The following is a 26,304-nucleotide window of genomic DNA, read 5'->3' on the forward strand; positions in this document are numbered from 1 at the left end:
GCTCAGGCGATCGCTGAGATCCCGGTGATGGCCCGCCCCACAATGAGGGTGTTGATCTCGTAGGACCCTTCATAGGTGTAGATGGCCTCGGCGTCGGCGAAGATCTTGGCCATCCGGTATTCGGTAACAATGCCGTTCCCGCCCAGGATGGAGCGGCCCAGCGCCACGGTTTCCCGCATCCGGGCGCTGGCGTAGGACTTGGCCAGCGCCACCTGGGCCATGTCCGCCGAGCCTTCCTCCTGCAGTCTGGCCAGCTGGACCAGCATCCCCATGCTGGCCACGGCGTTGCCCAGCATGGTCACCAGCTGCTGCTGGATCAGCTGGAAGTGGGCCAGCGGCCGGCCGAACTGCCGGCGCTCCACGGCGTACTGCCGTGCGACGTCGAACGCCGCCAGCTGCTGCCCCACGGCCTGCCAGGCCACCATGATCCGTGAACTGCGCAGGAGCTCCTTGGTGTCGTCGAAGCTGCTGACCGGCGTGAACCGGTCGGCCTCGGCCACCCTGACGTCCTTGAAAACGATGTCCGCGTTCTGCACCGTGCGCAGCGCGATCTTGTTCTCGATCCGGCTGCGGGTGATGCCCGGCAGTGTGGCGTCCACGATGAAACCCCGCACCGACCCGGCAGGGTTGTCCGACCCGGCCGTTTCGTCGCGCGCCCACACGAGCATGTAGTCACAGAACGTCCCGTTGCCGATCCACCGCTTGGCTCCATTAAGCACCCAGGCGTCACCGCCGTCGTCGTCCTCCCCTGTGGCGGAGGAGATCCGCCGCGCCGTTGTTTCCATGCCGCCGGCTACGTCGGAGCCATGCAGCGGCTCTGTGAGGGCGAACGCGCCGGTGATGCGGAGGTCTGAGGCGTCGGCAAGGAGCCGTTCCTTCTGGGCCGCCGATCCGAAGGCGTGCAGGGACTGGACGAACAGGTCATGGTGGACCAGGAAGAACGTGGCGATCGAGGTGTCCACCCGGGTCATTTCGGCAATCACCAGCCCCGCGAACAGGTGGCTGTAGCCGCGCTGGGAGGGGGTGCTCAGCTCCAGGGCGGCGAGCTTGGGCAGGATATGGGCGGGGAACTCGGCACTGTTCCACCAGTCCCCGGCGTGCGGGGCGATCTCGGCCGCGAGGAAGTCCCGGAGTTCGGCGAGCTTGTTCCGTTCCGCCTGGCTGAGCAGGGATTCGACGGCGAAGAAGTCTGCGTCCGGAAGCCCTGCGGCGGCCGAACGCCCGGTGGCGCTCATTTGGGTCCCATCCGGATGGCGCCGTCAAGGCGGATGGTTTCGCCGTTCAGCATGGCGTTGTCCACGATGTGCAGCACCAGGTTGGCGTACTCGCCGGGCCTGCCCAGCCTGGACGGGTGCGGTACCTGCGCTCCCAGCGAGTCCTGGGCTTCCTGCGGCAGGCCCGCCATCATGGGCGTTTCAAAGATGCCGGGCGCGATGGTGACCACCCGGACCAGCGAGCGCGCCAGTTCACGGGCGACGGGCAGCGTCATGGCCGCTACCGCACCCTTCGACGCGGCATAGGCGGGTTGCCCGATCTGCCCTTCGAAGGCGGCCACGGAGGCGGTGTTGATGATGACGCCCCGCTCGGGACCGCCCAGCTCCGTGCTGGCCGGCTCCGTGGCCACCATTGCCTCGGCGGCCAGGCGCAGCACATTGAAGGTCCCGATCAGGTTCACCTGGACCACCCGGTTGAACGCTTCGAGCGGCAGCACGCCGTCGCGGCCCAAAACCTTGCCGGGGGTGGCGATGCCCGCACAGTTCACCACGATCCGCAGCGGCCCCAGCCCGGCGGCGGTCGCGACGGCGGCGCGCACCTCAGCCTCGCTGGTCACATCCGCGGGGGCGAAGACTGCGGACTGGCCGGATGCGTGCGTTTCCGCTGACGCGTTCAGTTCCTGCGCCAGCTCCGCGCCGGCCGAGGACGGGAGGTCCACCAGCACCACCGACGCTCCGGCCTGGAACAGCGCCCGGGCCGTGGCAGCCCCCAGGCCCGACGCACCTCCGGTGATCAGTGCTGCACTGCCTCTGACATCCATGCATCCTCCTTGATGTGGCCCCCGAAAGCGCAGGCGGACCGCGACGTATCAGTTAGTCAATGTTAACTGAAATGCCGCCGCACTGCACGCTCCGGACTTCCCGGGTCCGGACAATCAGCGCAGGGACCGGCAGCATGGCTAGGCTGGGCCCATGACGTCCAGTGATGCCTCCACGCCCGACTGGCAGCAGCGCGCCAACCATGCAGCACAGTCCGTCACCGCACTGTTCGGCCGCAGGCTGCTCTTCCTGCCGAATACGCACCTGGCGGCAGTGACCTGGCAGGGCGGCCGGCAGGCGCACGGCTGGCGCGGGAAGCTGCGCACCCTCGCCGAAGGTACGGCGCTGCTCAACCCCTGGCACTACTGGTGGCAGGCACACTACGTCGACTGCCTGGTGGACACCGGCCGGCGGGAACTGGGAAGCGGCGCCACCCCGGCGGCCCGGTTCAACGGGCCCGCCAGTCCAAGCGCCGGTCACCTGGCATCCCGGCTGGTGACGGGCATCCGGCTGCGGAACGCCTTCACCGTGGTCAACAACTACTATGACGACATGGCGTGGCTGGCCCTTGCCACCCACCGTCTCGACCGTCTCGCCGAAGAGACCCGGCGGCCGGGACGCGGCCGCAACGCGCGCGTCCGCCGCTCCCTGACCCTGCAGTTTGATGCCGCCGGAACCGACGACCTGGGCGGCGGCGTGTTCTGGAGCAAGAAGCGGGACTTCAAGAACACGCCTGCCAACGGCCCTGTGGCGCTGTACTACGCCCGCACCGGCGAGCCCGCCAAGGCGCAGGCGCTGATCGACTGGCTGGACGCCACACTGTTCGACGCGGATCAGCACCTGTACCTCGATGGCGCGCGCGCCGGCACGGCAGGGGAAGTGCTGGTGGAGCGCACCGTATACACCTACAACCAGGGGCCGGTCCTGGGCGCGCTGCTCGAACTGGGCGGAGACGCAAACCTCGCCAGGGCGGCCTCGGTGGTGGACGGGGTGGAGCGGATGCTGACCGTCACCGCCCCCACGGCAGGACAGGGCAGCGTGCTCCGCTGCGAAGGAACAGGCGACGGCGGCCTTTTCACCGGCATCCTGTGCCGGTACCTGGCGCTGGCCGCAAGGGACACCCGGCTCCCCGTAGGGACCCGACGCGCCGCAGCCCGGCTTGTCACCGACACGGCACAGGCATTCTGGAACGGCCGCCGCGCCGTGGAGAGTGGCGAACCATCCCGGGCGGTGCCGGATGCAAGCGTCTTTTCCCTGCACGCCAACACGCCCGCCGCCCACACCTACCCGGCGGGCGCCGCCGTCGAACTTTCCACCCAGCTGCAGGCCTGGATGGCTATCGAGGCCGCTGCGCTGCTCACCGCGCCCTAGAATTAAGTCACGCCACACTTCCGTAATTATTGTGATGCTGGTCACCTTAAGCGCTTTCCCTGTAGCTGCTTAGGATTGCCTACCCTACAGTTTTGCGGGGGCCCTTCCCCAAGGCCCACACGGACCGGCACCACCGGTCCCCCTGACATTTCCCAGAAAGCAGCTCCTCAATGAAGATCCGCAACCGCGCCCTGGCCGGCATCTCCCTTGCCGCGTCCGCTGTCCTCGGCCTGACTGCCTGTGGCGGCAGCACCACTCCTGCAGCTACGTCCTCCGCATCCGGCAGCGCCGCCGGGGCATCAGGCGAAATCACCGTGTACAACGCCCAGCACGAAAGCCTCACCAAGGAATGGGTTGACGCCTTCACGGCTGAGACCGGCATCAAGGTGACCATGCGCCAGGGGTCGGACACCGAGCTGTCCAACCAGATCATCCAGGAGGGACAGGCCTCCCCCGCCGATGTCTTCCTCACGGAGAACTCCCCGGCCATGACGCAGGTGGAAAACGCCGACCTGTTCGCCGATGTGGACAAGACCACCCTGGAGCAGGTCCCCACGGAATTCCAGCCCTCCACGGGCAAGTGGACCGGCATCGCGGCCCGCTCCACCGTCCTGGTCTACGACAAGGCCAAGATCTCCGAGGACCAGCTCCCCAAATCGATGCTTGACCTGGCCAAGCCGGAATGGAAGGGCAAGTGGGCCGCTTCCCCCACCGGCGCGGACTTCCAGGCCATCGTCTCGGCACTGCTGGAACTCAAGGGCGAGGACGCCACCGAGGAATGGCTGCAGGGCATGAAGGAGAACTTCAAGGCCTACAAGGGCAACAGCACCGCCATGAAGGCCGTCAACGCCGGCGAAGTGGAGGCCGCCCTGATCTACCACTACTACTACTACGGCGACCAAGCGAAGACCGGCGAGAACTCCAAGAACGTCACGCCGTACTACTTCAAGAACCAGGACCCTGGCGCGTTCCTGTCCGTTTCCGGCGGCGGCGTGCTGAAGTCGTCCAAGAACGCTGCGGCTGCGCAGGAGTTCCTGAAGTTCGTCACCGGGAAGAAGGGCCAGGAGGTCCTGAAGAACGGCACGTCCTTCGAGTACGCCATCGCCTCCGACGTTCCCGCCAACGACAAGCTGGTCCCCATCAAGGACCTGCAGGCCCCCGCGGTGGACGCCGCGAAGCTCAACTCCGAGAAGGTCACCGACCTGATGACCAAGGCAGGACTCCTCTAATTCCGTGACCACCGATCTATCGGCTCCCCCTTCGGGCGGGAGCACGACGACGGCGGGCCGGGGCAAGCGCCCCCGCCCGCCTTTCGGCGTTTCAGCAGTGTCCATCGTGGCGGTGCTGATCGCCCTGTTCTCCCTCGTTCCCCTGGGGTACGTGGCCTACATGACGGTGGCAACCGGATGGGACACCGCCGTCGGGCTGATCTTCCGGCCGCGCGTGATGGAGCTGCTGCTGAACACGCTGTTGCTGACCATCATCACGGTTCCTCTGTGCCTGCTGCTGGGGGTGGCCGGCGCCTGGCTCGTGGAGCGCACCAGCCTTCGCGGCCACCGGATCTGGGCGGTGCTCCTGGCAGCACCGCTGGCCATCCCGGCGTTCGTCAACAGCTACGCCTGGGTCTCGGCGGTGCCCTCGATGGGCGGGCTGTGGTCCGGCGTCCTGATCGCCACGCTCTCCTATTTCCCCCTGGTCTACATTCCGGCAGCGGCGTCCCTGAGCCGGCTGGACCCGGCCATCGAACAGTCCGCCGCCGCCCTGGGCCTGGGGAACTGGGCCACCTTCTTCCGGGTGGTGCTCCCCCAGCTCCGCATCGCGATGACCGGCGGCGCGCTGCTGGTTTCACTGCACCTGCTGGCCGAATACGGCGCCTTCGCGATGATCCGGTTCGATACCTTCACCACCGCGATCATGGTGCAGTACCAGTCCACCTTCAACGGCGCCGCCGGAAACATGCTGGCCAGTGTCCTGGTGTTCTTCTGCCTGCTCCTGCTCGTGGCCGAAGTCCGGAGCCGCGGCACCGCCCGGTACGCCCGGATCGGGCCGGGCGCCCAGGCCCGGGCACTGCGGCTGCCCCTGCACGTTTACCAGCTGCCGTCCCAGCTGTTCCTCCTGGCCCTGACGGCACTGGCTTTGGGACTTCCGCTGTTCTTCGTCCTGCGCTGGACCGCACTCGGCGGGGCCCCGGCGTGGGCTGCCGACGAGTTCCTCCCCGCCCTCCTGGCCACCCTGGGCTACGGCCTGGCCGGCGCGGCCGCCACCATCGTGGTCGCCTTCCCCATGGCCTACCTTGCGGTCCGGCATCCCGGTTGGTTCAGCAAGTCCCTTGAGCTGTCCAACTACATCACCAGCTCCCTGCCTGGCATCGTGGTGGGCCTGGCCTTCGTGACCGTCAGCATCCGGCTGGTTCCGGGCGTGTACCAGACCGCCGGCGTGCTGGTGGCCGCCTACGTGCTGCTGTTCCTGCCGCGCGCCCTGGTCAGCCTCCGCGCAGGCCTGGCCCAGGCGCCCAAGGAACTGGACGAGGCCGCGCAGTCCCTGGGCAAGCCGCCGCTGGCGTCGTTCATCCGGGTAACCCTCCGGCTCACGGCACCCGCGGCCGCCGGCGGTGCAGCCCTGGTGTTCCTGGCCATCGCCAATGAGCTGACGGCCACGCTGCTCCTGTCACCCAACGGCACCCGCACCCTCGCCACCGAATTCTGGAGCAAGAGCAGCGAGATCGACTACGCCGGCGCCGCCCCCTACGCGCTGCTGATGATCCTGCTCTCCGCACCGATGACCTACCTCCTCTTCCAACAGTCCAAGAAAGTAGCCGGACAGTGACAGCACCATCCACATCGAGGTTGCCGGAGCCCCGGGTCTCCCCGTCGGTGGCGGCCAGCACCAACCCGCACCTGCAGATCACCGGTGTCACCAAGAACTTCGGCCCGCAGGAGGTCCTGAAGGGCGTCAACCTGGCGGTGTCCAAGGGCGGCACCACCGCCATTGTGGGCCCCTCCGGATCCGGCAAGACCACGCTGCTGCGGCTCATTGCCGGGTTTGAGCACCCGCTGGCCGGCCGCATCGCCCTGAACGGCAACACCGTGGCCGGCGACGGCGTCTGGGTCCCGGCCCACAAGCGCCACATCGGCTACGTGGCGCAGGACGGCGCCCTCTTCCCGCACCTCACGGTAGGGCAGAACATAGCCTTTGGACTGGACACCGCCAAACTGTCCGGCGGCCGCCGCGCCGTGGCGGGCCGCGTCAGCGACCTCCTGGAGATGGTGTCGCTGGATCCGGCCATGGCCAAGCGCCGGCCCCACCAGCTCTCCGGCGGCCAGCAGCAGCGCGTCGCCCTGGCCCGGGCGCTGGCCCGCGAACCGGAACTGATGCTGCTGGACGAACCGTTCTCCGCGCTCGACGCCGGTCTGCGCGTCGCCACCCGCCGGGCGGTGGCAAAGGTCCTGGCCGAGGCCGGGGTCACCACCATCCTGGTCACGCACGACCAGGCCGAAGCACTGTCCTTCGCGGACCAGGTGGCCGTCATGCGCGGCGGAAAGCTGGCCCAGATCGGCAACCCGTTCGTGGTGTACACCCGCCCTGCGGACCGGGCCACCGCGGAGTTCCTGGGGGATGCCGTCATCCTGGACGCCTGGATGGAGGGTTCGCTGGCCACGTGCTCGCTGGGCGGCATCCCCGTCCGCCGGCCCCCGGCCCAGGGCCCTGTCCAGCTCATGCTCCGGCCTGAGCAGATCCGGATCGCCGAGGACGGCGACATCCGCGGCGTGGTGGTGGACACGGACTACTTCGGCCCGGAAACCACCGTCCGGCTGAAGCTGGCCGTGCCGCCCGAACTGGCCGGGCGCCCCGACCACCGCTATCCCGGCGGCGGCGAAATCATCACCATCCGCCACTGGAATGCCTCCATCGCCCGGCCGGGCATGGAACTCTGCCTCCGCGTCGTGGGCGAAGGCGTGGCGTTTCCCGCCGAGCAGGGCCCGGCAGCAGGCGGCGCTGCCCCCGTGACGTCCTAGCGGATCGAGGCCAGCGGCGTGACGGCGCCCTTCCGCAGGGTCACGTCGCCGCCGTCCGCCGCGAGCCGGACCTCTTTGGCGCCAGCCGGCGGGAACACCAGGGACGTCAGCGTCTGCCGGCCCCTGTCCGCAAAAACCTCTACAGATGACCGGTCCACGTACACGGCCAGGCGCACCGTGTCACCGCCTGAGCCCGCCGCGGACGCAGCCCCTGGCGAACCGCCGCCTGCGGTCCGGACCTGGCTGTACGCCCCGTCCACCCCGGTGTCGGCGGTGGCGAGAGCATCCCCGTCGCGGGCCACGAACGCCTGGCCTGCCCTGAAGTCGTAGCCCACGGTGGCGTAGGTCTTGCCGGCGCTTTGCAGGAGGATCCGGGCTTCCCCCGCTCCGTTGGCGGGCCTTTCCAGCTCAATGTCCACCTTGAAGGCACCGCTCTCCGGTACCGGCAGTGCCTTCCCGCCGGCCAGGTTCCCTGCCGGCACCTCGCTGGCCTCCCCCTCCAGCGACCGCAGCGCGGGGGTGGGTGCCGAGACCAATGCCGGGCGGCCGCCGTCGGAATTCAAACGGATGTCCCGCACCACGGACGCCGCACCGAACCAGCCGTCAGTGGGCAGGTTCCGGGCGTAGGCCCAGTTGTTCATCCAGCCGATGGCATGCCGGGAGGCCTTGCGCTGGCCGTCCGTCAGGCGGGGATCGTCCCAGGTGACGGCGGCGTAGAAGTCCGCGCCGTCGTCGAGCCACTGGTGGCCCCCCTCCGGCGTGAAGGCCTCACCGTCAAAGCTGCCGGTCCAGTACGCCAGGCCGGTGGTGCGGCCTTCCTCTGCCCCGTTGGCGCCGGCGGCGAGGACCCAGGTGCGTTTGGCGGGGTCGCCGTCCACGTCCATCTGGAAGAAATCCGGGCATTCCAGGATGCCCATCCCGTCCTGCTCGAACGCGGAAACGTACGTCCACTTCTTCAGGTCCAGCGAGGTGTAGAAGCCGATCTTGTGGCCCTCGGCGAGCAGCATGAGCCACTGGCTGTTCGCGTCGTCCCAGACGATCCGCGGGTCGCGCCAGTGCTCGGCGCCGGGGTTGTCCATGACGGGATTGCCGTCGTAGCTCTTGAAGCTGTAACCGTTGTCCGTTGAGTAGAACAGCGACTGGCGCTGCACGCCGGCATCCTGCTGCGTGAGGACGGCGATTACGGCGCCCCGGCCGAACCCTGCGGTCCCCTCTGCGTCCACCACCGCGGAGCCTGTCTCGATGTCGCCCAGTCCGTTGCGGAACTTCCCGATGGCCACGCCCTCGTTCTTCCAGTGCACCAGGTCGGTGCTGGTGGCGTGGAACCACTCGGTGCCGTTCCCTTCCGGGTAGTCGGCGTTGTAGAGGTAGTAGTAGTGCCAGAGCCCGTCCTTGAGGAACGGCCGCTGGGGGTCATTCATCCAGCGCTGGTCCGGGGTGAGGTGGTAGGCGGGCCGGTAGCCGGGATCCTTCGCCGGGGCCGCCAGCGCGGCGGCGGCCGGCGCCGGGAAAGCCCTGCCGTTGCCCAGGTCCGCGAGGAGGGCATCGCGGGCCTCCGTGCTGATGCAGTCCGGCAGCGGGACACCGCCGGCATCTCCGGACACCGTGTCCGACGCACTGCTCCGCAGGTAGACCTGGCCCTCCACCCGTGCCGCGGCCAGCCAGCCCGTCCCGCACTCGATGCTCCGGACATCCTCGGCGCCGTCCGCCGGGACCTCCTCCCCCCGCTCGAACAGCGTCCGGTCATTGCCCTTGAGCCACAGCGAGGCGTACCTGCCGGACCGGTCTTTTGACGCTTCCTGGGCGGCCGCCACCCCGCCCAGGACCCGCCCGGCCGTAGCCTCCGGACCGGTCCGCGCCTGCCCGGCCAGGACCAGGGAAAGAACCACCACGACGACGGTCGCCACCGCCACCGCGGCCCACAGGAAGGGGCGGCGCTTCAGCGCCGTGGCGAGCGCAGTGAGGGTGGTGCGGGGGGATTTTGGGGGCATGGCTTCAATCCGTCGCTGAACGCGCAAGTGCCGCCCCCCGGGGTCGGGGAACGGCACCAGCGCAAGTTAGCCATCAAATTTACCGGTTCGCTGCCCAGAACCCAACTGCGCAGCCATCGCCGCACGTCAGTGGCGTAACGTTTTGGCACCAGCGCCGCCAAGGACATGGATCTGCGGCCCGCTTAGGGCTGCGGAGCGTCGCCGGGGCGCTTCTTCTGCGGGTACGGTGCCTCGCCGCGGGCCAGCATGTCGACGAAACCCGCGATCTTCCGCTCGCGGGTGGCGGCCTGCTTCACCGAGTTGGTCCGGTAGATCAGGGCAAAACGGTTCGTCCTGGTCAGGACATCGAACATCGCCTGCGCCGCCGGAACCGCGGCAATGGCGGCGGCCAGGTCCTCGGGAACTTCAGCCGTGGCCTGCCCGCCGTAGGCCTTGTCCCAGCGGCCATCCGCTTTGGCAGACTCCACAGCCTCCCTGCCGGCCTCGGTCATCCTGCCCGCTTCCTCCAACCGGGCAATGTGGCCAACATTCCGCGCCGACCAGGGGCTCCGCGGACCCCGCCGGGTCATGCGCTGGAAGGAAGTTTCGTCGTCGCGCCGCCTTCCCTGCCCGTCGATCCAGCCAAAGCACAGGGCCTCGTCCAGCGCCGCGGCGTAGTCGAGTTCCGTCACCGTGCCGCCCTTCTTATGCAGCACCAGCCAGACCCCCGGACTGCTCCGGTGATTCTCCTCAAGCCAGGCGCGCCAAGCAGCCGCATCAGGCACCAGCAGTTCGTCGAGTTCAACAGCCATGGCCCTATTGTGCCCCTGCCCTCCGACATCACAAGGCCGGGACCACCACGGATGCACCAGCCCAACAGTCACGTCCGCCGGCACGGCCCAGGCGGCCCTGTGCCATCATGGGCGTATAGCCCCGATTCCGAGCTTAAGGACTCCCAATGCTCCGCGTCCGCCCCCTGCACTTCACCTCCCGCATCGACGACTGGGAACGGTTCCTCACCGCGTTGGGACTGGTCCTGACCGAAGGGGACGGCGGCTTCCGCGTCTTCGACTCCGTGGCCGGGCGGCTGGCCGTACACAGCGTCCCGGAGGGAGATCCGCTGGACGGCACCACCACCCTTGCGGTGGAAGTGGGCGATCTTGCGGAATTCGCACGGCGCACCAACGAGTCCGCAGCGGAGGACGGGGCGGACGGCAGCACCCCCGCCGAGCTTGTCACCGCGGACCACGGTGACGCCTGCCGGATCACCGGGCCGGACGGTTTCAGCTTCCTCGCGGACCTTGCCGGGAACGGAGCCCCGGGCGCCGACGCCGATCAGGCGCTGGCCGTCGTCGCAGTGTGGTTCACCCAGGACGCCGACGGCGCCGCCCGGACGTTGCGCCACGTCGGCGCCCGCCCGCGGCCCGTGCCGGATGACGACGAAACCGCAGACTTCACCGCCAAGAACGGCGGAGTCCTGATGGTCCGGCCGGCCTCCGGCCCATCCCGCTCAGGGCTGGGTTTCGAGTACGACGGCGGCCTGGAACCGGTGCGGGAACGGCTCGCCTCCGCAGGGTTCCAGGTGAGCGTGACGGAGGAAGCGTTCGGCAGCACACTGCACGTGGCCAACCCGGACGCCACCGTGTTCGCCGCCAGCGTGCCCGCCACGGTGTGGATCTCCGAGCGCCGCCCCATGGGGTAGAACTTAACCATGAACGTGCGCACCCCTGACCCGAATCCCGGCTGGCTCTCCGAAGAAGACCTTTTTGAGGCGCGGGGCCGGCTGCCCATGGTTTATGTGGAAGCGGTCCCGGTCAGGCTGGACCCGCTGGGTTACGTCAACGAAGTGGGCACGCTGCTGCAGGCCGACGATGACGGCACCATGGTCCGGTCCCTGGTGTCCGGCCGGGTGATCTACCGTGAAACCATCCGCGCCGCACTGCTGCGGCACATGGAAAAGGACCTGGGCCCCCTGGCGTTCCCGCAGCTGCCCATCAGCCCGGTGCCGTTCACCGTGGCCGAATACTTCCCGGCGCCGTCCCAGACCGGTTTCACCGATGAGCGGCAACACGCCGTGTCCCTGGCCTACGTCATCCCGGTCACCGGCGAATGCGAACCCCGCCAGGACGCCCTGGAACTGACCTGGATGACCCCTGACGAAGTCCTCAGCCCGGGTGTCCAGCTCGAGTTCAGCGGCGGCCGCGGCGGCCTCATCCGTCAGGCACTGGCTTTCGCGGGCGTCGGCTCCTGACATCCCGCGGGGACGTGGGGGTCCCCGGTTTCAGGCACCCGGCTTTGTAGACTGTAGGGCGGACCGCAAGAGAACTTAAGGACTCCCATGACCGAAACACCGGCCCGGCAACATCGCGGGCAGCCGGCTGGATCACTGACCACCGGCAGCCACATCCTCCTGCCCGACGGTGAACGGACGGCGGAAATCCACCAGCTGGAGCTGCAACGGGATGACTTTGGCGTGCCTGCCCTGGTCCTCGCCAGCCTGACCGGCGGGGGAACCCTCCGCATCGCCGCCGGCAGCACTGTCACCCTCGTTAACGCAGCGGACGACGCCGTCACGCACCTTCCGCGGGCACTCGCCCCGGAGGGGACAGCACCAGTGTCGGAGGCCACGCGCCCAGCCGATGCCGCGGCAGGCACGGAACCCCGGCAGGAGCAGCCCGGCGGTGAGTCCGCAGCCAACGCCCAGGTGCCCGCCGTCGTCGTGCCTCCCCTGCCGGCGGCTCCGCCCGCAGCCAACGGGCCCGGCGAAGAGGAGCTTGCGCTGATCCCCACGCCGGACGGCACCCCCGAATCCGTCGTGGAAGCCGCAGCTGAAGCGCACCCTGATGCCGTGGGCGTCCTGCTGCTGACGGACCGCCTCTCCAAGGGCGTGAACTTCAAGTCCGGCAGCTGCCTGAAGGACCTCACAGACCTCGCGCACGAACTGTTCGTCACGCTGAAGGACGCGGAGGGCGCGCTGTCCATCGCAGACCTCCTCACGGTCCTGCCCTACGACGGAAACCCCGGGCGCTGGGCGTCCGTGGAGGCATCCCTGGCGCTGGCCAGCTACATCTGCCGGCAGGACGGCCAGGACGAACGCGCGGCGGTGTACGAGAAACTCATCCGCACCCCGGAAAGCCAGGAAACGGATCCGTTCAAGGCCCGGATGGCGGCCAAGGTACGGCAGCGCTCGCTCAACGAGCCCAACCTGTACGACAAGGAAATCTTCCGTTCCATCGACAATTCCAACCATGATGCCGAGCGTGAGTGGCGGCTGCTGCGGCTGGAGTCACTGCTGTTCCTGCGGGCGCACGGCGGGTCGGAAACCATCGGCATGTCCGAGCTGGAGCGCCGGATCGGCAACGAACTTGAGGCCGTCCGCGCCTGAACAAATTAGCCCTACCCGGGCACAGGACAGAGTTGTAGATTCGGGGCTATGACGAACAATCTCAGCGTAGTGATCAACGCCGATGCGCCGCAGGTCTGGAACATGCTGCGTGAACCGTCCCGGGTGGCCCAGTGGCATGGCTGGCAGGCCGACGACCTTGACGCCGAAATCAAGGAAATCTACTTTGCCGACAATGTGCAGGAAGCAGCGGACCACACCAGCCTGACCGTGCACGGCGGCGACACGTTCGAGCTGCATCCCGTGGCCGGCGGGACCCGGGTCAACGTCACCCGCGGGGCGCTGGACCACAACTCCGAATGGGCTGCCTGGGACGAGGACATCACCCAGGGGTGGCTCACGTTCCTGCAGCAGCTCCGCTTCGCGCTGGAGCGCCACCCCAATGGCACGCGGCACACGCTGTTCCTGCAGCTTCCGGGCGGCCCGGGCTCCGCGATTGAAAAGCTCGGGCTCACCGACGTCCCGGCTCCGGGTGAGGACTACAGCCTCACGTTGGGCACGGGCGAGGAGATCTCCGGAAAGGTCTGGTACCGCAGCAACCACCAGGTGGGGCTCACCGTCCACCACTACGCCGCGCACGGCGAGGGGCTCCTGGTGGTGACGGACCAGCCGGTTATCGAAGAGCTGCGGCCCGACGGAGGGTCCATGGTGATTGCCTCCACGTACGATCTGGGAGCGGCGAAGGTGGACGCCATCCGGTCCTCCTGGGATTCGTGGCGGCAGGCCCAGTATCCCGGGTCGGAGCCGGTCAGCTGACAGGGCGCTAGCTGACTCTCTGGTTGACGGGGATAGGCGTTCGGGCGCCGGGGCGATTACCGGTGATAGGCGTTCGGCTGACCGCGCGGTTGCCGGCGGGGCCCGCTTTGTTGGTGCCGGCCGGTTTGCTGGCACACTGGTACGGTGCCAGCCAACCCCGCCCCCGCAACAACGTCTGATCCCGCGCTTCCCGCGGAGCAGTCCGCATTCTCGTTCACGGTGGGGACCCGCCTGGGTGAATCCTGCCCGCCGTCGGCCGCCCAGGTCTCGGAGAACGGCGGGGAATTCCTGGGCCGCACCGGCACCATCACCACCCCGCACGGAGAGATCCGCACTCCGGCGTTCATCGCCGTCGGGACCAAGGCCACCGTCAAAGCCGTCCTGCCTGAGTCCATGGCCGATCTTGGCGCGCAGGCTCTTTTGGCCAACGCCTACCACCTCTACCTGCAGCCGGGCGCGGACATCCTGGACGAGGCGGGCGGGCTGGGCGCCTTCATGAACTGGGCCGGCCCCACCTTCACCGATTCCGGCGGGTTCCAGGTGATGAGCCTGGGTTCGGGGTTCAAGAAGGTCATCGACATGAAATCCGTTGATGCCTCCGGCCCGGACGATGCTGTGGCCCCCGGCAAGGAACGCCTCGCACATATTGATGATGACGGCGTCTGGTTCAAGTCCCACCTGAACGGGGACCGGCACCGCTTCTCCCCCGAGATTTCCATGCAGGTCCAGCACCAGATCGGCGCGGACATCATGTTTGCCTTCGACGAGCTGACCACACTGCAGAACTCCCGCGGCTACCAGGAGGAGTCGCTGGAGCGCACCCGGCTGTGGGCCGAGCGGTGCATCGCCGAACACTTCCGGCTGACCGGCGAGCGGGTGGGCAAGCCGTACCAGGCGCTGTTCGGCGTGATCCAGGGAGCCCAGTACGAAGATCTGCGCCGGAAGGCCTGCCGCGACCTCGGCGCCATGCCGTTTGACGGGTTTGGGATCGGCGGGGCGCTGGAGAAGGAAAACCTGGGCACCATCGTTCGGTGGTGCAACGAGGAACTTCCCGAGGACAAGCCACGCCACCTGCTGGGCATCTCGGAGCCGGATGACATCTTTACGGCCATCGAGAACGGCGCGGACACCTTCGACTGCGTCTCCCCCACCCGCGTTGCCCGCAACTCCGCGTTCTACCACCCCACCGGCCGGTACAACCTCTCCGGCGCCAAGTACAAGCGCGATTTCGGCCCGCTGCAGGACGGCTGTGACTGCTACACCTGCCAGAACTACTCGCGGGCGTACATCCACCACCTGTTCAAGGCCAAGGAAATGGTGTCGGCGACACTGATCTCCATCCACAATGAGCGGTTCGTGGTGAAGATGGTGGACGACGCCCGCCTGGCCATCGAGTCCGGCACCTTCTTCGACTTCAAGGCCGAAACCCTGGCGAACTACTACTCCTGAGGGCAGTGAGGCGGCCTCCCGCCGTCGAAATCGCTGGAAGGGTCCGGGGACGCCGCTCCGGCCCTGTGTGTCAGGCGGCTGGGGTCCGGCGGGGCCTAGCCGTAACTCGGTTCGCGCTTCTTGACCCAACCGATAACGAGGGTGGTGACAGGGACGAAGAGGAACTCCACCAGGGTCTTGTAGAGGAATCCCGCCACCACGTAGTTCAGGAACATGCCAGCATCGGTGATGCCGATGACGGACGCGGCAATGCTGCAGAAGATCAGTGTGTCCACGAACTCGCCGGCCCCGGAGGACCCCATCAGCCGGGCCCACAGCGACTTCTCGCCCGTACGTGTCTTCATCTTCACCAGGATCCACGAGTTGATGGTCTGGCCGGCGAGGAATGCCAGGAGCGAGGCCAGCACGATCTGTGGCACGGGGCCCAGTGCCCCCTCCAGTGCGGACTGCTTGGCGATGCCGTACTCGTCGTCGAACCCGGGCAGGGCGATGATCACCCAGTAGCAGAGGGACGCGAAGACGGACAGTGCGAAGGTGGTGAAGATGGCCTTGCGCGCCACCTTGAAGCCGTACACCTCGCTGATGACGTCACCCAGGATGTAGGCGAGCGGGAACAGGAAGAAGCCGCCGTCCGTCACGATGGGGCCGATCGCCACACCCTTCGATGCGCCGATGTTTGACAGGATGAGCACCACCGCCATAACGGCCAGCATGATGCCGAAATACGGCGAACCGATCGAGGCGAATTTCGCAGGAGATTCCGGCGAGGTGGTTCGGGGCGCGGCGTTGTGTCCTGGGGCAGCAGGCATGGAGGAGATCCGTTCGGAGTGGTTCGCTCGGCGGCCGCGGAACCGGGCCGCCGGCTGTATTAGCACTGGGGTCAGTCCATTCTCCCACCGCCCCGTCCAAGGACGTGCGAGGGGGCACAGCAGAAACTGAACACGTTCAAAAGATGTGCCATACTTGTTCTTGAACACGTTCAAATTTGGGGGAATCAGTTGGCTGCGAAGAGTGAGCAGACCCGGCAGAAGCTGGCAGAAGTGGCCTTGCGGATGTTCCGGGAAATCGGCTTCGAGAAGACCACCATGCGTGCCATCGCGGCCGAGGCCGGCGTCTCTGCAGGCAATGCCTACTACTACTTCGAATCCAAGGACAGCCTGGTACACGAGCTCTACGTCCAGGTCCAGGCGGAGCACGCCGAGCGCGCGGCCGGAGCGCTGGCCACCGCGGGCGGACTGGCAGAGCGGCTCAAAGCCGTCCTGCACGCAGGCCTGGACGTCATGGCCCCCTACCACCGGTTCGGCGCGGACTTCGTGGCCACGGCCATCCGCCCTACCTCCCCCCTCAACCCCTTCTCTACGGCATCAACCCCCGCCCGGGAAGCCTCGCTGGAGATTTTCCGGCAGGCGGTGGACGGTGCCCGGCCAGCGGTCCCCAAAAAGCTGCGCAGCGATCTGCCCGAACTGCTGTGGCTCTGCTACATGGGGGTCACGCTGTTTTGGGTCTACGACACTTCTGAAGGGCAGCAGCGCACCAGGCGGCTGGTCGATGGAGCCGCGCCGCTGATCGCCCGGGGACTGGGGCTGGCCCGCGTTCCCGGCGTAGGCAAGGTCCTGGACGACGTCCTCAACCTCAGCCGCAGCGTCCGCAGTTAGGCAGGCGGCAACACATCGTGGAAAACCAACAAGGGGGAAAAATGCGCAGCACCAAGACGGTGGTACTCGCCGGCGCTTCGGGTTTCATCGGCAGATACGTCCGGTCGCGTTTCGAGCAGGACGGCTGGGCCGTGCGGACCATCGGACGCAAGGGAGCGGGGAGTTCCTCGGCAAGCTGGAACGACGACGACGCCCTCACCAGGGTGCTCAACGGCGCCGACCTCGTGGTCAACCTCGCCGGACGCTCGGTGTCCTGCCGGTACAGCGCCCGTAACCGTACCTCGATTCTTGAGTCACGGGTCCGGACCACCGAGGCACTGGGCCGCGCCATCGCCCGGTGCCAGGAACCGCCGTCGACGTGGCTGAACGCCAGCACCGGGACTATCTACCGGGACGCCCGGGACCGGCCGCAATCAGAGAACGACGGCGAGCCGGGCACTGGATTCTCCGTGGACGTGGCCCGCGCCTGGGAGACTGCCCTGGATGCTGCGGCCACGCCGGAAACCCGGAAGATTCCGCTGCGGATCTCTATTGTCCTCGGCCCGGGCGGCGGGGCGCTGCGGCCGTTCGCCAACCTCGCCAGGCTGGGCCTGGGCGGGCACATGGGCGACGGCAACCAGAAATTCAGCTGGATCCACGTGGAGGACCTGTACCGGTGCATGCGGTTCCTGCATGCCCGGACGGACATCACCGGCCCGGTCAACGTGGCCTCGCCGGACGTGGTGAGCAACCACGAGCTGATGCGGCTGGTCCGCCGCGCCTACGGGAAGCGCTTTGGCGTGCCCACTCCTGCCTGGCTCCTGCGCGCGGGCGCCGTGCTGATCCGCACCGAAACGGAACTGGTGCTCAAGAGCAGGTGGGTCCTGCCGCAGAAGCTCCTGTCCGCCGGGTTCATCTACCGCCAGCCGGAACTCGGCGGGGCCCTCCAGCAGGTTGCCAAGGGACGGGTGTGAGCAGGCCGCGCCACGTGGTCCTGGGTACATCGTCCTTGGCCGCAGGCGCGCTGGTGAGCCTACTCTGCCTGGCCATCGCCCTCGCTTTCACGAGCGGCAGGGACTGGTTCCTGCCCATGTTCCTGGCGACGCTCGTCTGGGGAGCCGTACCGGCGGCGGTCCTCGCATTCTGCGCGGGGGCGCCGCTGGGAATCCTGCTCCAGCCTGTACGGAACCAGTGGCTGCATGTTGCCGCGTTTGGCGGCCTTGGCGCACTCATTGGCACGGGTCTCGCCGCGTTGAGACCATGGTCCGGTTTCAGCGCCGGCTTCATGCTGTCCACGGCATTGATGATGGGCGGCGCCGTGGCCATCGGCCGCCTGGCTGTTTGGCGGTTGGTCCGCGTGGATCCCGAGGAGCACCAGGCGCCCTTGTCGGCCTGAACACGGAAGCCGCGGGTCGCCTGTTCAGCAACACAAGGCAACGCACGACGCCGGATGGCAGGATGGTGGGATGACTTCCGTTTCCACCGGCGCATCGCCGTCCGCCACCACTCCGGCCGTCGTCCTCACCATCGCAGGGTCCGAAGCCACCGGTGGTGCCGGGGCACAGGCCGACCTGAAGACCTTCCAGGAACTGGGCGTCTTCGGCATCGCCAACCTGACCTGCATCGTGTCCTTCGACCCGAAGGACAACTGGAACCATCGCTTCGTCCCGGTGGACCAGCAGGTGATTGCCGACCAGCTGGAGGCGACGGCGGCGGCGTACGGACCGGCGTCGGGCGCCCCCTCCGTGCTGGACACCGTGAAAATCGGCATGCTCGGCAGCCCGGCAACCATCAGCACGGTGGCCGGTTCCCTGAAGGCTAACGGCTTCGGCAACGTGGTGCTGGACCCGGTGCTGATCTGCAAGGGCCAGGAGCCCGGCCACGCCCTGGACACGGACCAGGCCCTGAAGGCCGAAATCCTGCCGCTGGCCACCTTCGTGACCCCCAACCACTTCGAGGCAGAATCCCTGAGCGGCCTGGAGATCACCGACGTCGAGTCCCTCAAGGCTGCCGCTGTCCGCATCCACGAACTCAGCGGCGCGGCGGTCCTGGCCAAGGGCGGGGTACGGCTGGAAGGCCCTGACGCCGTCGACGTCTTCTTTGACGGCGAAACCCTCGAGGTCCTCAGCGCCCCGAAGGTGGGCGAGGTGGCCGTATCCGGCGCGGGCTGCTCACTCGCGGCCGCCGTGACCGCCGAACTGGCCAAGGGCGCCTCCCCGCTGGAGGCGGCGCGCACAGCCAAGGCCTTCGTGACCGAGGGCATCCGCAACCGCGTGGCCTCCGGGGCACCATTCGATGCCCTGTGGCAGGGCGGCGCCCGCTAGCCAGGCTCAACACACCGCCGAAACGCCTGAACGCTCCTGTACCGGTTGCAGGAGCGTTCAGGCGTTAAGCCCCTCATCTGGTGGGGCGTCCGGATAGGGTCAGCGCCGGGGGATGTTCCGCAGGTTGCTGCGGGCCATGCTGACGGCCTCGCCCGCTCCCCTGTTCAGGACCACCTTGGACATGGCCGTGGCAAACCCGATGACCTGCGACCCGGAGATCTTGGGCGGAATGGACAGCGCCTTGGGATCGGTGATGAGCTCCACCAGCGACGGCCCCGGGTGCGCGAACGCCTCGCGGTATGCTGCCTCGATCTGCGCGGGGTCCGTGACGCGGACTGCATGGAAGCCCAGCGCCTGGGCTACGGCGGCGTAGTTGGCGTCCGGCACATCCACCCCGAAATCCGGGAGCCCGTCCACCAGCATTTCAAGCTTGACCATGCCCAGGGTGGAGTTGTTGAACACCACCACGTTGACGGGCAGCTTGTAGGCGGCCGCGGTGATCAGCTCGCCGAGCAGCATTGACAGCCCGCCGTCACCGGACACGGAGATGACCTGCCGGCCGGGGTACGCCAGCTGCGCACCGATGGCGTGCGGCAGGGCGTTGGCCATGGAGCCGTGCAGGAAGGACCCGATCAGCCGCCGCGTGCCCAGCGGGTTGATGTACCGCGCCGTCCAGACGTTGCACATGCCCGTATCCGCGGTGAAGATCGCATCCTCTGCAGCTATCTGGTCCAGCAGGGAGGCCGCGTATTCCGGGTGGATGGGCTGCTTCTTCTCCACCTTGCGGGTGTAGGCGCCCACGGCCTTGTTCATCAGCCGGTCGTGCTTCTTGAGCATCTGGTCCAGGAACCGGCGGCTCTTCTTTGCCTTCACCAGGGGCAGCAGGGCGTGCAGGGTTGGCAGCACGTCGCCGTGGACTGCGACGTCGACGTCGGTCCGCCGCCCCAGCCGGTGCGCCACCCGGTCCACCTGTGCAGTCCGGGTGTCCGGCAGGAACTGGTCGTACGGAAAGTCGGTGCCGAGGAGGACCAGGAGGTCGGCGTCCTCGATGCCCTCGGCGGCGGCGCCGTAGCCCAGCAGCCCGGTCATGCCGATATCGAAGGGGTTGTCGTACTGGACAAAGTCCTTGCCGCGGAGGGAGTGGCCGATGGGCGCCTTCGCGAGTTCCGCGAGTGCCATGAGTTCACTGTGCGCACCTTCGACGCCGGCGCCCGCGAAAATGGCGACCTTGCCGGCGTCGTTGATGGCGTCCGCCAGGGCCTGGACGCTGGCCGGGTCCGGTACGAGGCTGGCGGGGCGGAAAGTGGCGGGCAGAGGCGTGGGCGTGGTGGCTTCGAGCCCCGCAATGTCGCCGGGAAGGGTCACGACGGCCACTCCGCCCAGCCCCAGCGCATGCTGTATGGCGCTGTGCATGACGCGCGGTGCCTGCTCGGCGGTGCTGACCAGCTCCGAGTAGACCGAGCATTCGTTGAAGAGCCGGTCCGGGTGGGTTTCCTGGAAGAAGCTGCTGCCGATCTGCTTGCTGGGGATGTGGGAGGCGATGGCCAGCACCGGGGCGCCGCTGCGGTTGGCATCGTACAGCCCGTTGATCAGGTGCAGGTTGCCCGGGCCGCAGGAACCGGCGCACACGGCGAGGCGGCCCGTAAGCTGAGCCTCCGCGGCGGCTGCAAACGCGGCGGCCTCCTCGTGCCGGACGTGGACCCAGTCGATGCCGCCCTTGGCCGAACCGCCGGTTTGCCGGACGGCGTCCACTATGGGGTTGAGGCTGTCCCCCACAATCCCATAGATCCGCTGCACGCCGGCAGCCTGGAGTTGTTCGACGAGTTGGGTGGCAAGTTCCTTGGCCATGGATGCAGACTCCCGCGGTGGTGGTGGTGTGCTGACACGCCCCAATATAGTCCGCACGGCTCCACAGTCCCTGTTAAGTGGCGCCGCCCACCCGTGCAGCTGGCACGGGTGGGCGGCGAGCCTGCTGCTCCGGAGGTATCAGCCGATCAGCGCTGTGGCTGCCGAGTAGCGCACCAGGGCGGTGTATGCCGTCTTGGCGCCGGTGACCCGGACCTTGATGGTGGTTCCCTTGTCAGCGGCCACCAGTTTGTAGGTCTGGGCTGTGGCTCCGGCGATGGCGGTGCTGCCGCGGTACCACTGGTAGGCCAGCGTCACAGGAGCAGGCCCCCAGGTGCCTGGGCTTGCCGTCAGGGTGCTGCCGACGGTCTTGGTGCCGGTGACCGTCGGGGTGGGTCCGGTGAGGGTACCGGCAACCACTGCGGCCGTGGCCGCGGAGGTCTTCGCCGCCGTCGTAAACCCGGACTTGGTGCCGGTCACCCGGACCGTCAACGCCTTGCCCAGGTCAGCCGCAACGGCCGGATACGTTGCCGCCGTGGCGCCGGTGATGGCAACCCCGCTGCGGAACCACTGGTACGCCAGCGTCACCGGAGCAGGACCCCACGTTCCCGGGTTCGCGGTCAGCGTGGCACCCACCTTGGCGGTGCCGGTGATGGTGGGAACCGGCGCCGTCAGCGACCCGGCAACCACGGCGGCCGTGGCCGCGGAGGTCTTCGCCGCCGTCGTAAACCCGGACTTGGTACCGGTGACCCGGACCGTCAACGCCTTGCCCAGGTCAGCAGCAACGGCCGGATACGTTGCCGCCGTGGCGCCGGTGATGGCAACCCCGCTGCGGAACCACTGGTAGGCCAGCGTCACCGGAGCCGGCCCCCACGTGCCCGGGGTCGCGGTCAGCGTGGCGCCCACCTTGGCGGTGCCGGTGATGGTGGGAACCGGCGCCGTCAGAGCGCCGGCTGCAACGGTGACCGAGGCCTGGCCGTAGTACGGCTGGAGCGGCCAGGCGTGCACGCTGAGGCGGGCGGTGACTTTCTTGCCGGTGTCCGCCGTGGTCAGGGCGAAGGTCTTGGTGTTGGAGCGGTAGTCCGGGGCGCCGTTGACGAACCAGTCGTAGTAGGGCCCGAACTCGGGGGTGGGCGTCAGCGTTCCGTGGTCGACGGTGAGGGTGTTGCCGGCGCTGGGGGTTCCGATGATGGTGAACGGCTTGGACGCGGTGGTGGCGTCGGCACCTGCCTGCCCGGCGTGGACAGTGTCCGTGTGGGAGGCGTAGCCGGCCTTGCTTCCGGTGACTTTGGCGAAGATGTCATAGCCGGCATCTGCGGCCGTGACGGTGTAGGTGGCGGCGGTGGCACCGGCGATGTCAGTTGTCTCCGTACCCTTGATGCGCTGCCATTGGTAGGCGAGGGTTACGGGCGCCGGACCCCAGACGCCCGGATCAACTGCCAAGGTCTGGCCTGCCTGGACTGAACCGTAGGCGAAAATCCGGCCGGGAGACAGTGAGAGGCCGTCAACTTCCAGCTGCATGCTTGCCTGCACGCGCTGCCCCTGGGTGGTGGCGGTGAGTACGGCAGCGGTGTCGATGGTGGGTGCGTTGTTGTAGCACTCGGACTTGTAGCGGTACTGCCGGGGTTCACCGTAGTAGGTGTCGAAGACGCAGATCTTGTACTTCTTGCCCACCGTCATGCGCCAGTAGATCTTGCCGTTGGCATCTGAGGTCAGCGGGCCCATTTGGGGGCCGTCCCAGGCGCCGGTGGCGTCGTTGAAGACGTAGGGGACGTAGCCCACTTCTGCGATGGGTGCGCCCGCGGGGTCCGTGACGGTGGCTTCCAGGACTGTTTCGTTCTTGAGGACGAAGTTCGCGTTGGTCCACTTGACGCCCGGCGGGACGGTGGCCGCGGTATAGGTCTCAACGCCCTGCGTCCCGTTCCAGTACTGCTCCGTGTAAAGGCGCTGGCCCGAATCGTCCCGCACGCTGATGTAGGCCTGGTTCGGCGGCACCTTGGCCAGCGTGTAGTACCCGTTGGCGTCCGGCCGCACCGTGCTGTACTGCCCACCGTTTGCTGGTGAAGCAGAGATCTCGGCGGCCGTGACGGGCTGCCCTGCGCTGTTGGTGATGCGGCCGCTCATGGTGCCGTAGGCCTCAAGCTGCGGGTTGAGCGTGGTAGTGGGTGCGGCGTCGGAGACGGCCACCGGGGTGGAGTTGTAGGCGCCGGAGGAATTGCCGTTCCATTCGTCCGCGTACGTGTCAGCGCAGGGGTTGTTTCCGCAGGTGATCCAGATCTTGTAGCTGCCCGCGGCGGGCACGGTGAAGCTGTAGGAGCCGTCCGCGGCAGACCACGCGCCGGCCACGTAAGAGGCGCTTGAATCGTTGGTGTACGCACCCACCCAGGCGTTCCCCAGGGCCGCGGGAGTGGCGGTGGCGGTCAGTTTTCCCTTCACCACACCTTTGAACGTGTAGGTTGCGGCGTGCGCAGGGACGGCTCCGGCGAAGAGTCCGGCGGCAAGGAGTACGGCTGCGGCGAGGACGGCCCGGGCCCGGACCCACGCCCCCCGCCTTGGATTTTGATGAAGCTGTGACAGGGCAGGGCGCGGTAACGGCATGGGATGAGTCCTTTTCCCCCAGAAAGTGACAGTGTGAACCGAGCGGTTCACAGTCATCCTAGGCGCCGGTCAAGGCCGGGGCCATGGGGAGTTCTGCCCGCCTCAGTCCGCCGCTGCCGCCACCGCCGGCACGCCGGAGTGCTTTGCTGCCGCGTCCTCCAGCAGGGCGCCGGCCATCAGCGTTGCGGTCCGCACGATGAACGCCCGACGGCGGGCGGCCCGGTCCGTGCCGCTGCCCGCCAGGAGCGCGTCGATCTGGGGAAGGACCGGCCACCCGTCGCAGAGGGTGACCACGGTGATCAGCAGGTCTGCTGCGTCTTCGCGGGCCACACCGGGAAGCACCTCAACCACCTGCCCCACCTTGATGGCGCAGTGGTCCGTGCGGGTGGCCCTGCTGACGGTTTCCCTGCCCCGCTCCAGCCCTTCCCAGAACACCAGCCGCGGCAGCACGCCGTCGGTGGTGTGCCGGTCGAAGAGCCGGCCGGCGTAGTCGCCGAAGGCTTCAGGACCCTGGCCCTGGATGGGGACCTCGGTCATGACGCGGATCATTTCGGCGGCAAGGACGGCGTCGAACAGCTCATCCTTCTTGCCGAAGTACTGGTAGATGCGCTCCTTGTTGACCCCGGCTGCGGCGGCAATGCGGTCCACCCGCGCGCCGGCCAGCCCGTTCGCACTGAATTCCTCGGTGGCAGCTGCCAGCAGCAGTTCCTTGGTGCGTTCGGTGTTCCAGGCCATGACCCCATTCTACGCAATTCCAACCAAGTAGTTGCAATTTTGGTCCGCCGCACATATTCTCGGTTCACAGCAAAAGCAACTAACTAGTTGGAGATTTTTCATGGAGACCGCTCCCGGCCCCGCCGTCCTGACCCCCGCACCGCCGGCACTGGCCTCGCCGCCGGCCGTACCGTCCGTCCACGTCCGGGCCGTCATTACCTGGCTGGCAATCTTCCCGCTGGTAGCCCTCGGCATGATGGCCTCCGCTTCGCTGACCGAGGGGTGGCACCCGGTATTCAAGGCCCTGACGCTCACGCTCGTGGTGGTTCCTACCGCCGTCTACCTGGTGGTTCCCCGCATGATGCGGGCGCACGCTTCCTTGGCCGGGCGCCGCAGCGGGCGCAGCTAGGCGCACCCGGCAGCACCGGCCAGCGCACGACGACGGCCCCCACCCCGGGCAGCCCACGGCACCTGAGCCTGCCGGCCCGGGGGCGCGGCCGCACGGACGCTTTAACTACCACGGCGCCCGTCCCCCTGAGCGGGGAACGGGCGCCGGTGCGTGCTGCGGAAGCTCAGCGCTTGGCGGCAGCCAGGCGATCGTCGTCGTCCGCGCCGGAAGCCGTGCCGGCGTCCCAGGCGTGGCCCTGTTCCTGGTCCAGGTGCGTCGACTTCTTGTTCTTGAGCGCGAAGATGTAGACCAGCAGCGATACCCCGATGGCCACCGTGACATAGGTGAAGAGCAGTTCCACCTGTCCGGCCTTCTGCAGGGCTGCGCCGATCAGCGGGACGGTGCCGCCGAACATCGAGTTGGCAAGCGCGTAGCCCAGCCCCACGCCGAGGGCCCGGATCGAGGCGGGGAACAGCTCGGCCTTCACCAGGGCGTTGATGGAGGTGTAGCCGCCCACGATCAGCAGGCCGCCCATCATCAGCAGGAACGCGACCATCGGGTCCTTGGTGCCGGCGAGCGCGGACATCAGCGGCCAGGTGAACAGCACGCCCGTGATGCCGAACCAGAGCAGCAGCGGCTTGCGGCCGATCTTGTCCGAGATAATGCCGTAGACGGGCTGCAGCAGCATAAAGATAAACAGGGCCCAGAAGTTGATGACCGAGGTGGTTTCCTTGGGAATGCCGCTGGTGTTGTTCATGAAGCTGAGGATGAAGTTGGTGTACGTGTAGAACGCCACGGTGCCACCCAGGGTGACGCCGATGCAGATCAGCAGCGCCCTCCAGTGCTTGGTGAAGAGCAGCTTGAGCGTGCCGGGCTGCGCCTCGCCGGATGCCTTGGCGTTTGCGGCCGCTTCCACCTGGCTGGCGGAGACGGTTTCCTCCATGGAGCGCCTCAGCCACAGGACCACCAGTGCAGCCACGCCGCCGATGGCGAACGGAATGCGCCAGCCCCACTCGGTCAGGGCGTCCTTGCCCAGGGCGTTCTGCAGGACCACCAGGACCAGCAGGGCCAGCATCTGGCCGCCGATCAGGGTGACGTACTGGAAGCTGGAGAAGAAGCCGCGGCGCTTGGCGGTGGCGGCCTCGGACATGTAGGTGGCACTGGTGCCGTATTCGCCGCCCACGGAGAAGCCCTGCACCAGGCGCGCCAGGACCAGCAGGACCAGGGCCCAAACGCCGATAACGTCCTTGGTGGGGAGGATGGCGATGAAGAAGGAACCGGCGGACATCATGGTCACGCTCAGCGTCAGGGCGGCTTTCCGGCCCCGGCGGTCGGCGAAACGGCCGAAGAACCAGCTGCCGATGGGCCGCATGAGGAAGGTAACGGCGAAGACGGCCATGCCTTCGAGGGCGCCCTGCAGCGGGTCCTTGGAATTGAAGAAGTGCGGCTGGAAGTAGGCCAGGAACGCCGTGTAGATGTAGACGTCGTACCACTCCACCAGGTTTCCGGCGGAGCCCTTGAGGATGTTGCCCACGGCCCGGCGGGTCTGTGCCGCCTCGGACTGGGCCGCCCCCGTCAGCGGCGCTGCTTGTTCGGTGCTCATCATGAACCTTCCTTGGTGTGACGGTCTCCCGAAAGCGCGGAGGACCTCCACCAAACTATGGGTGATCCACGGCACAGCCAACGCGGAAGCGGGTTTCCTAACACTTCCTTAGGAATAGGCATTTCCCTGTTCCCAAGCGCCGGTTCCCCGTGAGGCGGTAATCTCCAAAGGCAGACTAGTCCCCGCACCCGACCCCCGCC

The 26,304-nt window shown here is 67.8% G+C and carries 23 protein-coding genes; 14 read left to right on the top strand and 9 right to left on the bottom strand.

Features of this window, described 5'->3' with window-relative positions; genetic code table 11:
• Positions 1–2: 2 nt before the first annotated feature.
• Positions 3–1,235: an acyl-CoA dehydrogenase family protein gene (locus OVA06_RS14885; RefSeq protein WP_268159343.1), complete on the bottom strand. Its 1,233-nt coding sequence runs from the start codon at positions 1,233–1,235 to the stop codon at positions 3–5.
• The gene (locus OVA06_RS14890) at positions 1,232–2,035 is read right to left on the bottom strand and encodes an SDR family NAD(P)-dependent oxidoreductase (RefSeq protein WP_056076744.1); all 804 of its coding nucleotides are present in this window, start codon (positions 2,033–2,035) and stop codon (positions 1,232–1,234) included. Before OVA06_RS14890 ends, OVA06_RS14885 begins: the two co-directional genes overlap by 4 nt.
• A gap of 151 nt (positions 2,036–2,186) precedes the next feature.
• Here OVA06_RS14890 and OVA06_RS14895 point away from each other — a divergent pair, with 151 nt between their 5' ends.
• The 4 genes from OVA06_RS14895 to OVA06_RS14910 all read left to right on the top strand — a co-directional run bounded on the left by OVA06_RS14895 (position 2,187) and on the right by OVA06_RS14910 (position 7,420).
• Positions 2,187–3,404: a glycoside hydrolase family 76 protein gene (locus tag OVA06_RS14895; protein ID WP_268159345.1), complete on the top strand. Its 1,218-nt coding sequence runs from the start codon at positions 2,187–2,189 to the stop codon at positions 3,402–3,404.
• A gap of 170 nt (positions 3,405–3,574) precedes the next feature.
• A complete protein-coding gene (locus tag OVA06_RS14900; protein ID WP_268159347.1) occupies positions 3,575–4,633 on the top strand; it encodes an iron ABC transporter substrate-binding protein in 1,059 nt (352 codons plus the stop codon).
• Positions 4,634–4,637: 4 nt separating this feature from the next.
• Entirely contained in the window at positions 4,638–6,230 is a 1,593-nt protein-coding gene (locus tag OVA06_RS14905; RefSeq protein WP_261619987.1) for an ABC transporter permease, read from the top strand.
• Complete coding sequence (locus OVA06_RS14910) at positions 6,227–7,420, top strand: ABC transporter ATP-binding protein (protein ID WP_200937711.1); 1,194 nt, start codon at positions 6,227–6,229, stop codon at positions 7,418–7,420. The genes OVA06_RS14905 and OVA06_RS14910 overlap by 4 nt, the downstream gene beginning before the upstream one ends.
• Here the strand turns inward: OVA06_RS14910 and OVA06_RS14915 are convergent.
• A complete protein-coding gene (locus tag OVA06_RS14915; protein WP_268159350.1) occupies positions 7,417–9,411 on the bottom strand; it encodes a glycoside hydrolase family 32 protein in 1,995 nt (664 codons plus the stop codon). The two genes, OVA06_RS14910 and OVA06_RS14915, sit on opposite strands and share 4 nt — an antisense overlap.
• Before the next feature lie 182 nt (positions 9,412–9,593).
• Positions 9,594–10,202 (bottom strand): YdeI/OmpD-associated family protein, encoded by a 609-nt coding sequence (locus OVA06_RS14920; protein WP_056076755.1) that lies wholly within the window; start codon positions 10,200–10,202, stop codon positions 9,594–9,596.
• 146 nt (positions 10,203–10,348) lie between these two features.
• Here OVA06_RS14920 and OVA06_RS14925 point away from each other — a divergent pair, with 146 nt between their 5' ends.
• The 5 genes from OVA06_RS14925 (at position 10,349) to tgt (ending at position 14,998) form a co-directional block, all read left to right on the top strand.
• Complete coding sequence (locus tag OVA06_RS14925; RefSeq protein WP_268159352.1) at positions 10,349–11,092, top strand: VOC family protein; 744 nt, start codon at positions 10,349–10,351, stop codon at positions 11,090–11,092.
• A gap of 9 nt (positions 11,093–11,101) precedes the next feature.
• Positions 11,102–11,641 carry an NUDIX hydrolase family protein gene (locus OVA06_RS14930; RefSeq protein WP_056076759.1) on the top strand — a complete coding sequence of 180 codons (540 nt, stop codon included), beginning with the start codon at positions 11,102–11,104 and terminating at the stop codon, positions 11,639–11,641.
• Positions 11,642–11,728: 87 nt separating this feature from the next.
• On the top strand, positions 11,729–12,775 hold the full coding sequence (locus OVA06_RS14935; RefSeq protein WP_268159354.1) for a DUF6707 family protein: 1,047 nt from the start codon (positions 11,729–11,731) through the stop codon (positions 12,773–12,775).
• 48 nt (positions 12,776–12,823) lie between these two features.
• Positions 12,824–13,549, top strand: a complete 726-nt coding sequence (locus OVA06_RS14940) for an SRPBCC family protein (protein WP_268159356.1) — start codon at positions 12,824–12,826, stop codon at positions 13,547–13,549.
• 144 nt (positions 13,550–13,693) lie between these two features.
• Entirely contained in the window at positions 13,694–14,998 is a 1,305-nt protein-coding gene (tgt, locus tag OVA06_RS14945; protein WP_056076766.1) for a tRNA guanosine(34) transglycosylase Tgt, read from the top strand.
• Positions 14,999–15,093: 95 nt separating this feature from the next.
• Here tgt and OVA06_RS14950 read toward each other — a convergent pair whose 3' ends face one another.
• Positions 15,094–15,807 carry a queuosine precursor transporter gene (locus tag OVA06_RS14950; RefSeq protein WP_268159359.1) on the bottom strand — a complete coding sequence of 238 codons (714 nt, stop codon included), beginning with the start codon at positions 15,805–15,807 and terminating at the stop codon, positions 15,094–15,096.
• Between the two features lie 189 nt (positions 15,808–15,996).
• Between OVA06_RS14950 and OVA06_RS14955 the strand changes: the two genes are divergently transcribed.
• The 4 genes from OVA06_RS14955 (at position 15,997) to OVA06_RS14970 (ending at position 18,956) form a co-directional block, all read left to right on the top strand.
• Positions 15,997–16,653: a TetR/AcrR family transcriptional regulator gene (locus OVA06_RS14955; RefSeq protein WP_268159361.1), complete on the top strand. Its 657-nt coding sequence runs from the start codon at positions 15,997–15,999 to the stop codon at positions 16,651–16,653.
• Positions 16,654–16,694: 41 nt separating this feature from the next.
• Positions 16,695–17,606, top strand: a complete 912-nt coding sequence (locus OVA06_RS14960; RefSeq protein WP_268159363.1) for a TIGR01777 family oxidoreductase — start codon at positions 16,695–16,697, stop codon at positions 17,604–17,606.
• On the top strand, positions 17,603–18,028 hold the full coding sequence (locus tag OVA06_RS14965; protein WP_268159364.1) for a hypothetical protein: 426 nt from the start codon (positions 17,603–17,605) through the stop codon (positions 18,026–18,028). The genes OVA06_RS14960 and OVA06_RS14965 overlap by 4 nt, the downstream gene beginning before the upstream one ends.
• A gap of 70 nt (positions 18,029–18,098) precedes the next feature.
• The gene (locus OVA06_RS14970) at positions 18,099–18,956 is read left to right on the top strand and encodes a hydroxymethylpyrimidine/phosphomethylpyrimidine kinase (RefSeq protein WP_056076777.1); all 858 of its coding nucleotides are present in this window, start codon (positions 18,099–18,101) and stop codon (positions 18,954–18,956) included.
• 99 nt (positions 18,957–19,055) lie between these two features.
• Here OVA06_RS14970 and OVA06_RS14975 read toward each other — a convergent pair whose 3' ends face one another.
• From OVA06_RS14975 to OVA06_RS14985, 3 genes are all read right to left on the bottom strand, one after another.
• Positions 19,056–20,804 (bottom strand): pyruvate dehydrogenase, encoded by a 1,749-nt coding sequence (locus tag OVA06_RS14975; protein WP_268159367.1) that lies wholly within the window; start codon positions 20,802–20,804, stop codon positions 19,056–19,058.
• 138 nt (positions 20,805–20,942) lie between these two features.
• A complete protein-coding gene (locus tag OVA06_RS14980; RefSeq protein WP_268159369.1) occupies positions 20,943–23,399 on the bottom strand; it encodes a carboxypeptidase regulatory-like domain-containing protein in 2,457 nt (818 codons plus the stop codon).
• Positions 23,400–23,501: 102 nt separating this feature from the next.
• Positions 23,502–24,134, bottom strand: coding sequence for a TetR/AcrR family transcriptional regulator (locus tag OVA06_RS14985; protein WP_268159371.1), 633 nt, complete (start codon positions 24,132–24,134; stop codon positions 23,502–23,504).
• A 100-nt stretch (positions 24,135–24,234) separates the two neighbouring features.
• On the opposite strand from OVA06_RS14985, the gene OVA06_RS14990 reads away from it, so the two are divergent.
• On the top strand, positions 24,235–24,522 hold the full coding sequence (locus OVA06_RS14990) for a hypothetical protein (RefSeq protein WP_268159372.1): 288 nt from the start codon (positions 24,235–24,237) through the stop codon (positions 24,520–24,522).
• A 163-nt stretch (positions 24,523–24,685) separates the two neighbouring features.
• Here OVA06_RS14990 and OVA06_RS14995 read toward each other — a convergent pair whose 3' ends face one another.
• The gene (locus tag OVA06_RS14995; protein WP_268159374.1) at positions 24,686–26,104 is read right to left on the bottom strand and encodes an MFS transporter; all 1,419 of its coding nucleotides are present in this window, start codon (positions 26,102–26,104) and stop codon (positions 24,686–24,688) included.
• Positions 26,105–26,304 lie beyond the last annotated feature (200 nt).

The sequence above is a fragment of the Pseudarthrobacter sp. SL88 genome, assembly GCF_026672455.1.
GTDB lineage: Bacteria > Actinomycetota > Actinomycetes > Actinomycetales > Micrococcaceae > Arthrobacter.

Coding starts and splice junctions, on each gene's coding strand:
- OVA06_RS14975 (WP_268159367.1), bottom strand. CDS start 20,804: ATGGCCAAGGAACTTGCCACCCAACTCGTCGAACAACTCCAGGCTGCC.
- OVA06_RS14990 (WP_268159372.1), top strand. CDS start 24,235: ATGGAGACCGCTCCCGGCCCCGCCGTCCTGACCCCCGCACCGCCGGCA.
- OVA06_RS14900 (WP_268159347.1), top strand. CDS start 3,575: ATGAAGATCCGCAACCGCGCCCTGGCCGGCATCTCCCTTGCCGCGTCC.
- OVA06_RS14970 (WP_056076777.1), top strand. CDS start 18,099: ATGACTTCCGTTTCCACCGGCGCATCGCCGTCCGCCACCACTCCGGCC.
- OVA06_RS14895 (WP_268159345.1), top strand. CDS start 2,187: ATGACGTCCAGTGATGCCTCCACGCCCGACTGGCAGCAGCGCGCCAAC.
- OVA06_RS14920 (WP_056076755.1), bottom strand. CDS start 10,202: ATGGCTGTTGAACTCGACGAACTGCTGGTGCCTGATGCGGCTGCTTGG.
- OVA06_RS14935 (WP_268159354.1), top strand. CDS start 11,729: ATGACCGAAACACCGGCCCGGCAACATCGCGGGCAGCCGGCTGGATCA.
- OVA06_RS14995 (WP_268159374.1), bottom strand. CDS start 26,104: ATGAGCACCGAACAAGCAGCGCCGCTGACGGGGGCGGCCCAGTCCGAG.
- OVA06_RS14915 (WP_268159350.1), bottom strand. CDS start 9,411: ATGCCCCCAAAATCCCCCCGCACCACCCTCACTGCGCTCGCCACGGCG.
- OVA06_RS14950 (WP_268159359.1), bottom strand. CDS start 15,807: ATGCCTGCTGCCCCAGGACACAACGCCGCGCCCCGAACCACCTCGCCG.
- OVA06_RS14960 (WP_268159363.1), top strand. CDS start 16,695: ATGCGCAGCACCAAGACGGTGGTACTCGCCGGCGCTTCGGGTTTCATC.
- OVA06_RS14890 (WP_056076744.1), bottom strand. CDS start 2,035: ATGGATGTCAGAGGCAGTGCAGCACTGATCACCGGAGGTGCGTCGGGC.
- OVA06_RS14925 (WP_268159352.1), top strand. CDS start 10,349: ATGCTCCGCGTCCGCCCCCTGCACTTCACCTCCCGCATCGACGACTGG.
- OVA06_RS14980 (WP_268159369.1), bottom strand. CDS start 23,399: ATGCCGTTACCGCGCCCTGCCCTGTCACAGCTTCATCAAAATCCAAGG.
- OVA06_RS14940 (WP_268159356.1), top strand. CDS start 12,824: ATGACGAACAATCTCAGCGTAGTGATCAACGCCGATGCGCCGCAGGTC.
- OVA06_RS14930 (WP_056076759.1), top strand. CDS start 11,102: ATGAACGTGCGCACCCCTGACCCGAATCCCGGCTGGCTCTCCGAAGAA.
- OVA06_RS14985 (WP_268159371.1), bottom strand. CDS start 24,134: ATGGCCTGGAACACCGAACGCACCAAGGAACTGCTGCTGGCAGCTGCC.
- OVA06_RS14885 (WP_268159343.1), bottom strand. CDS start 1,235: ATGAGCGCCACCGGGCGTTCGGCCGCCGCAGGGCTTCCGGACGCAGAC.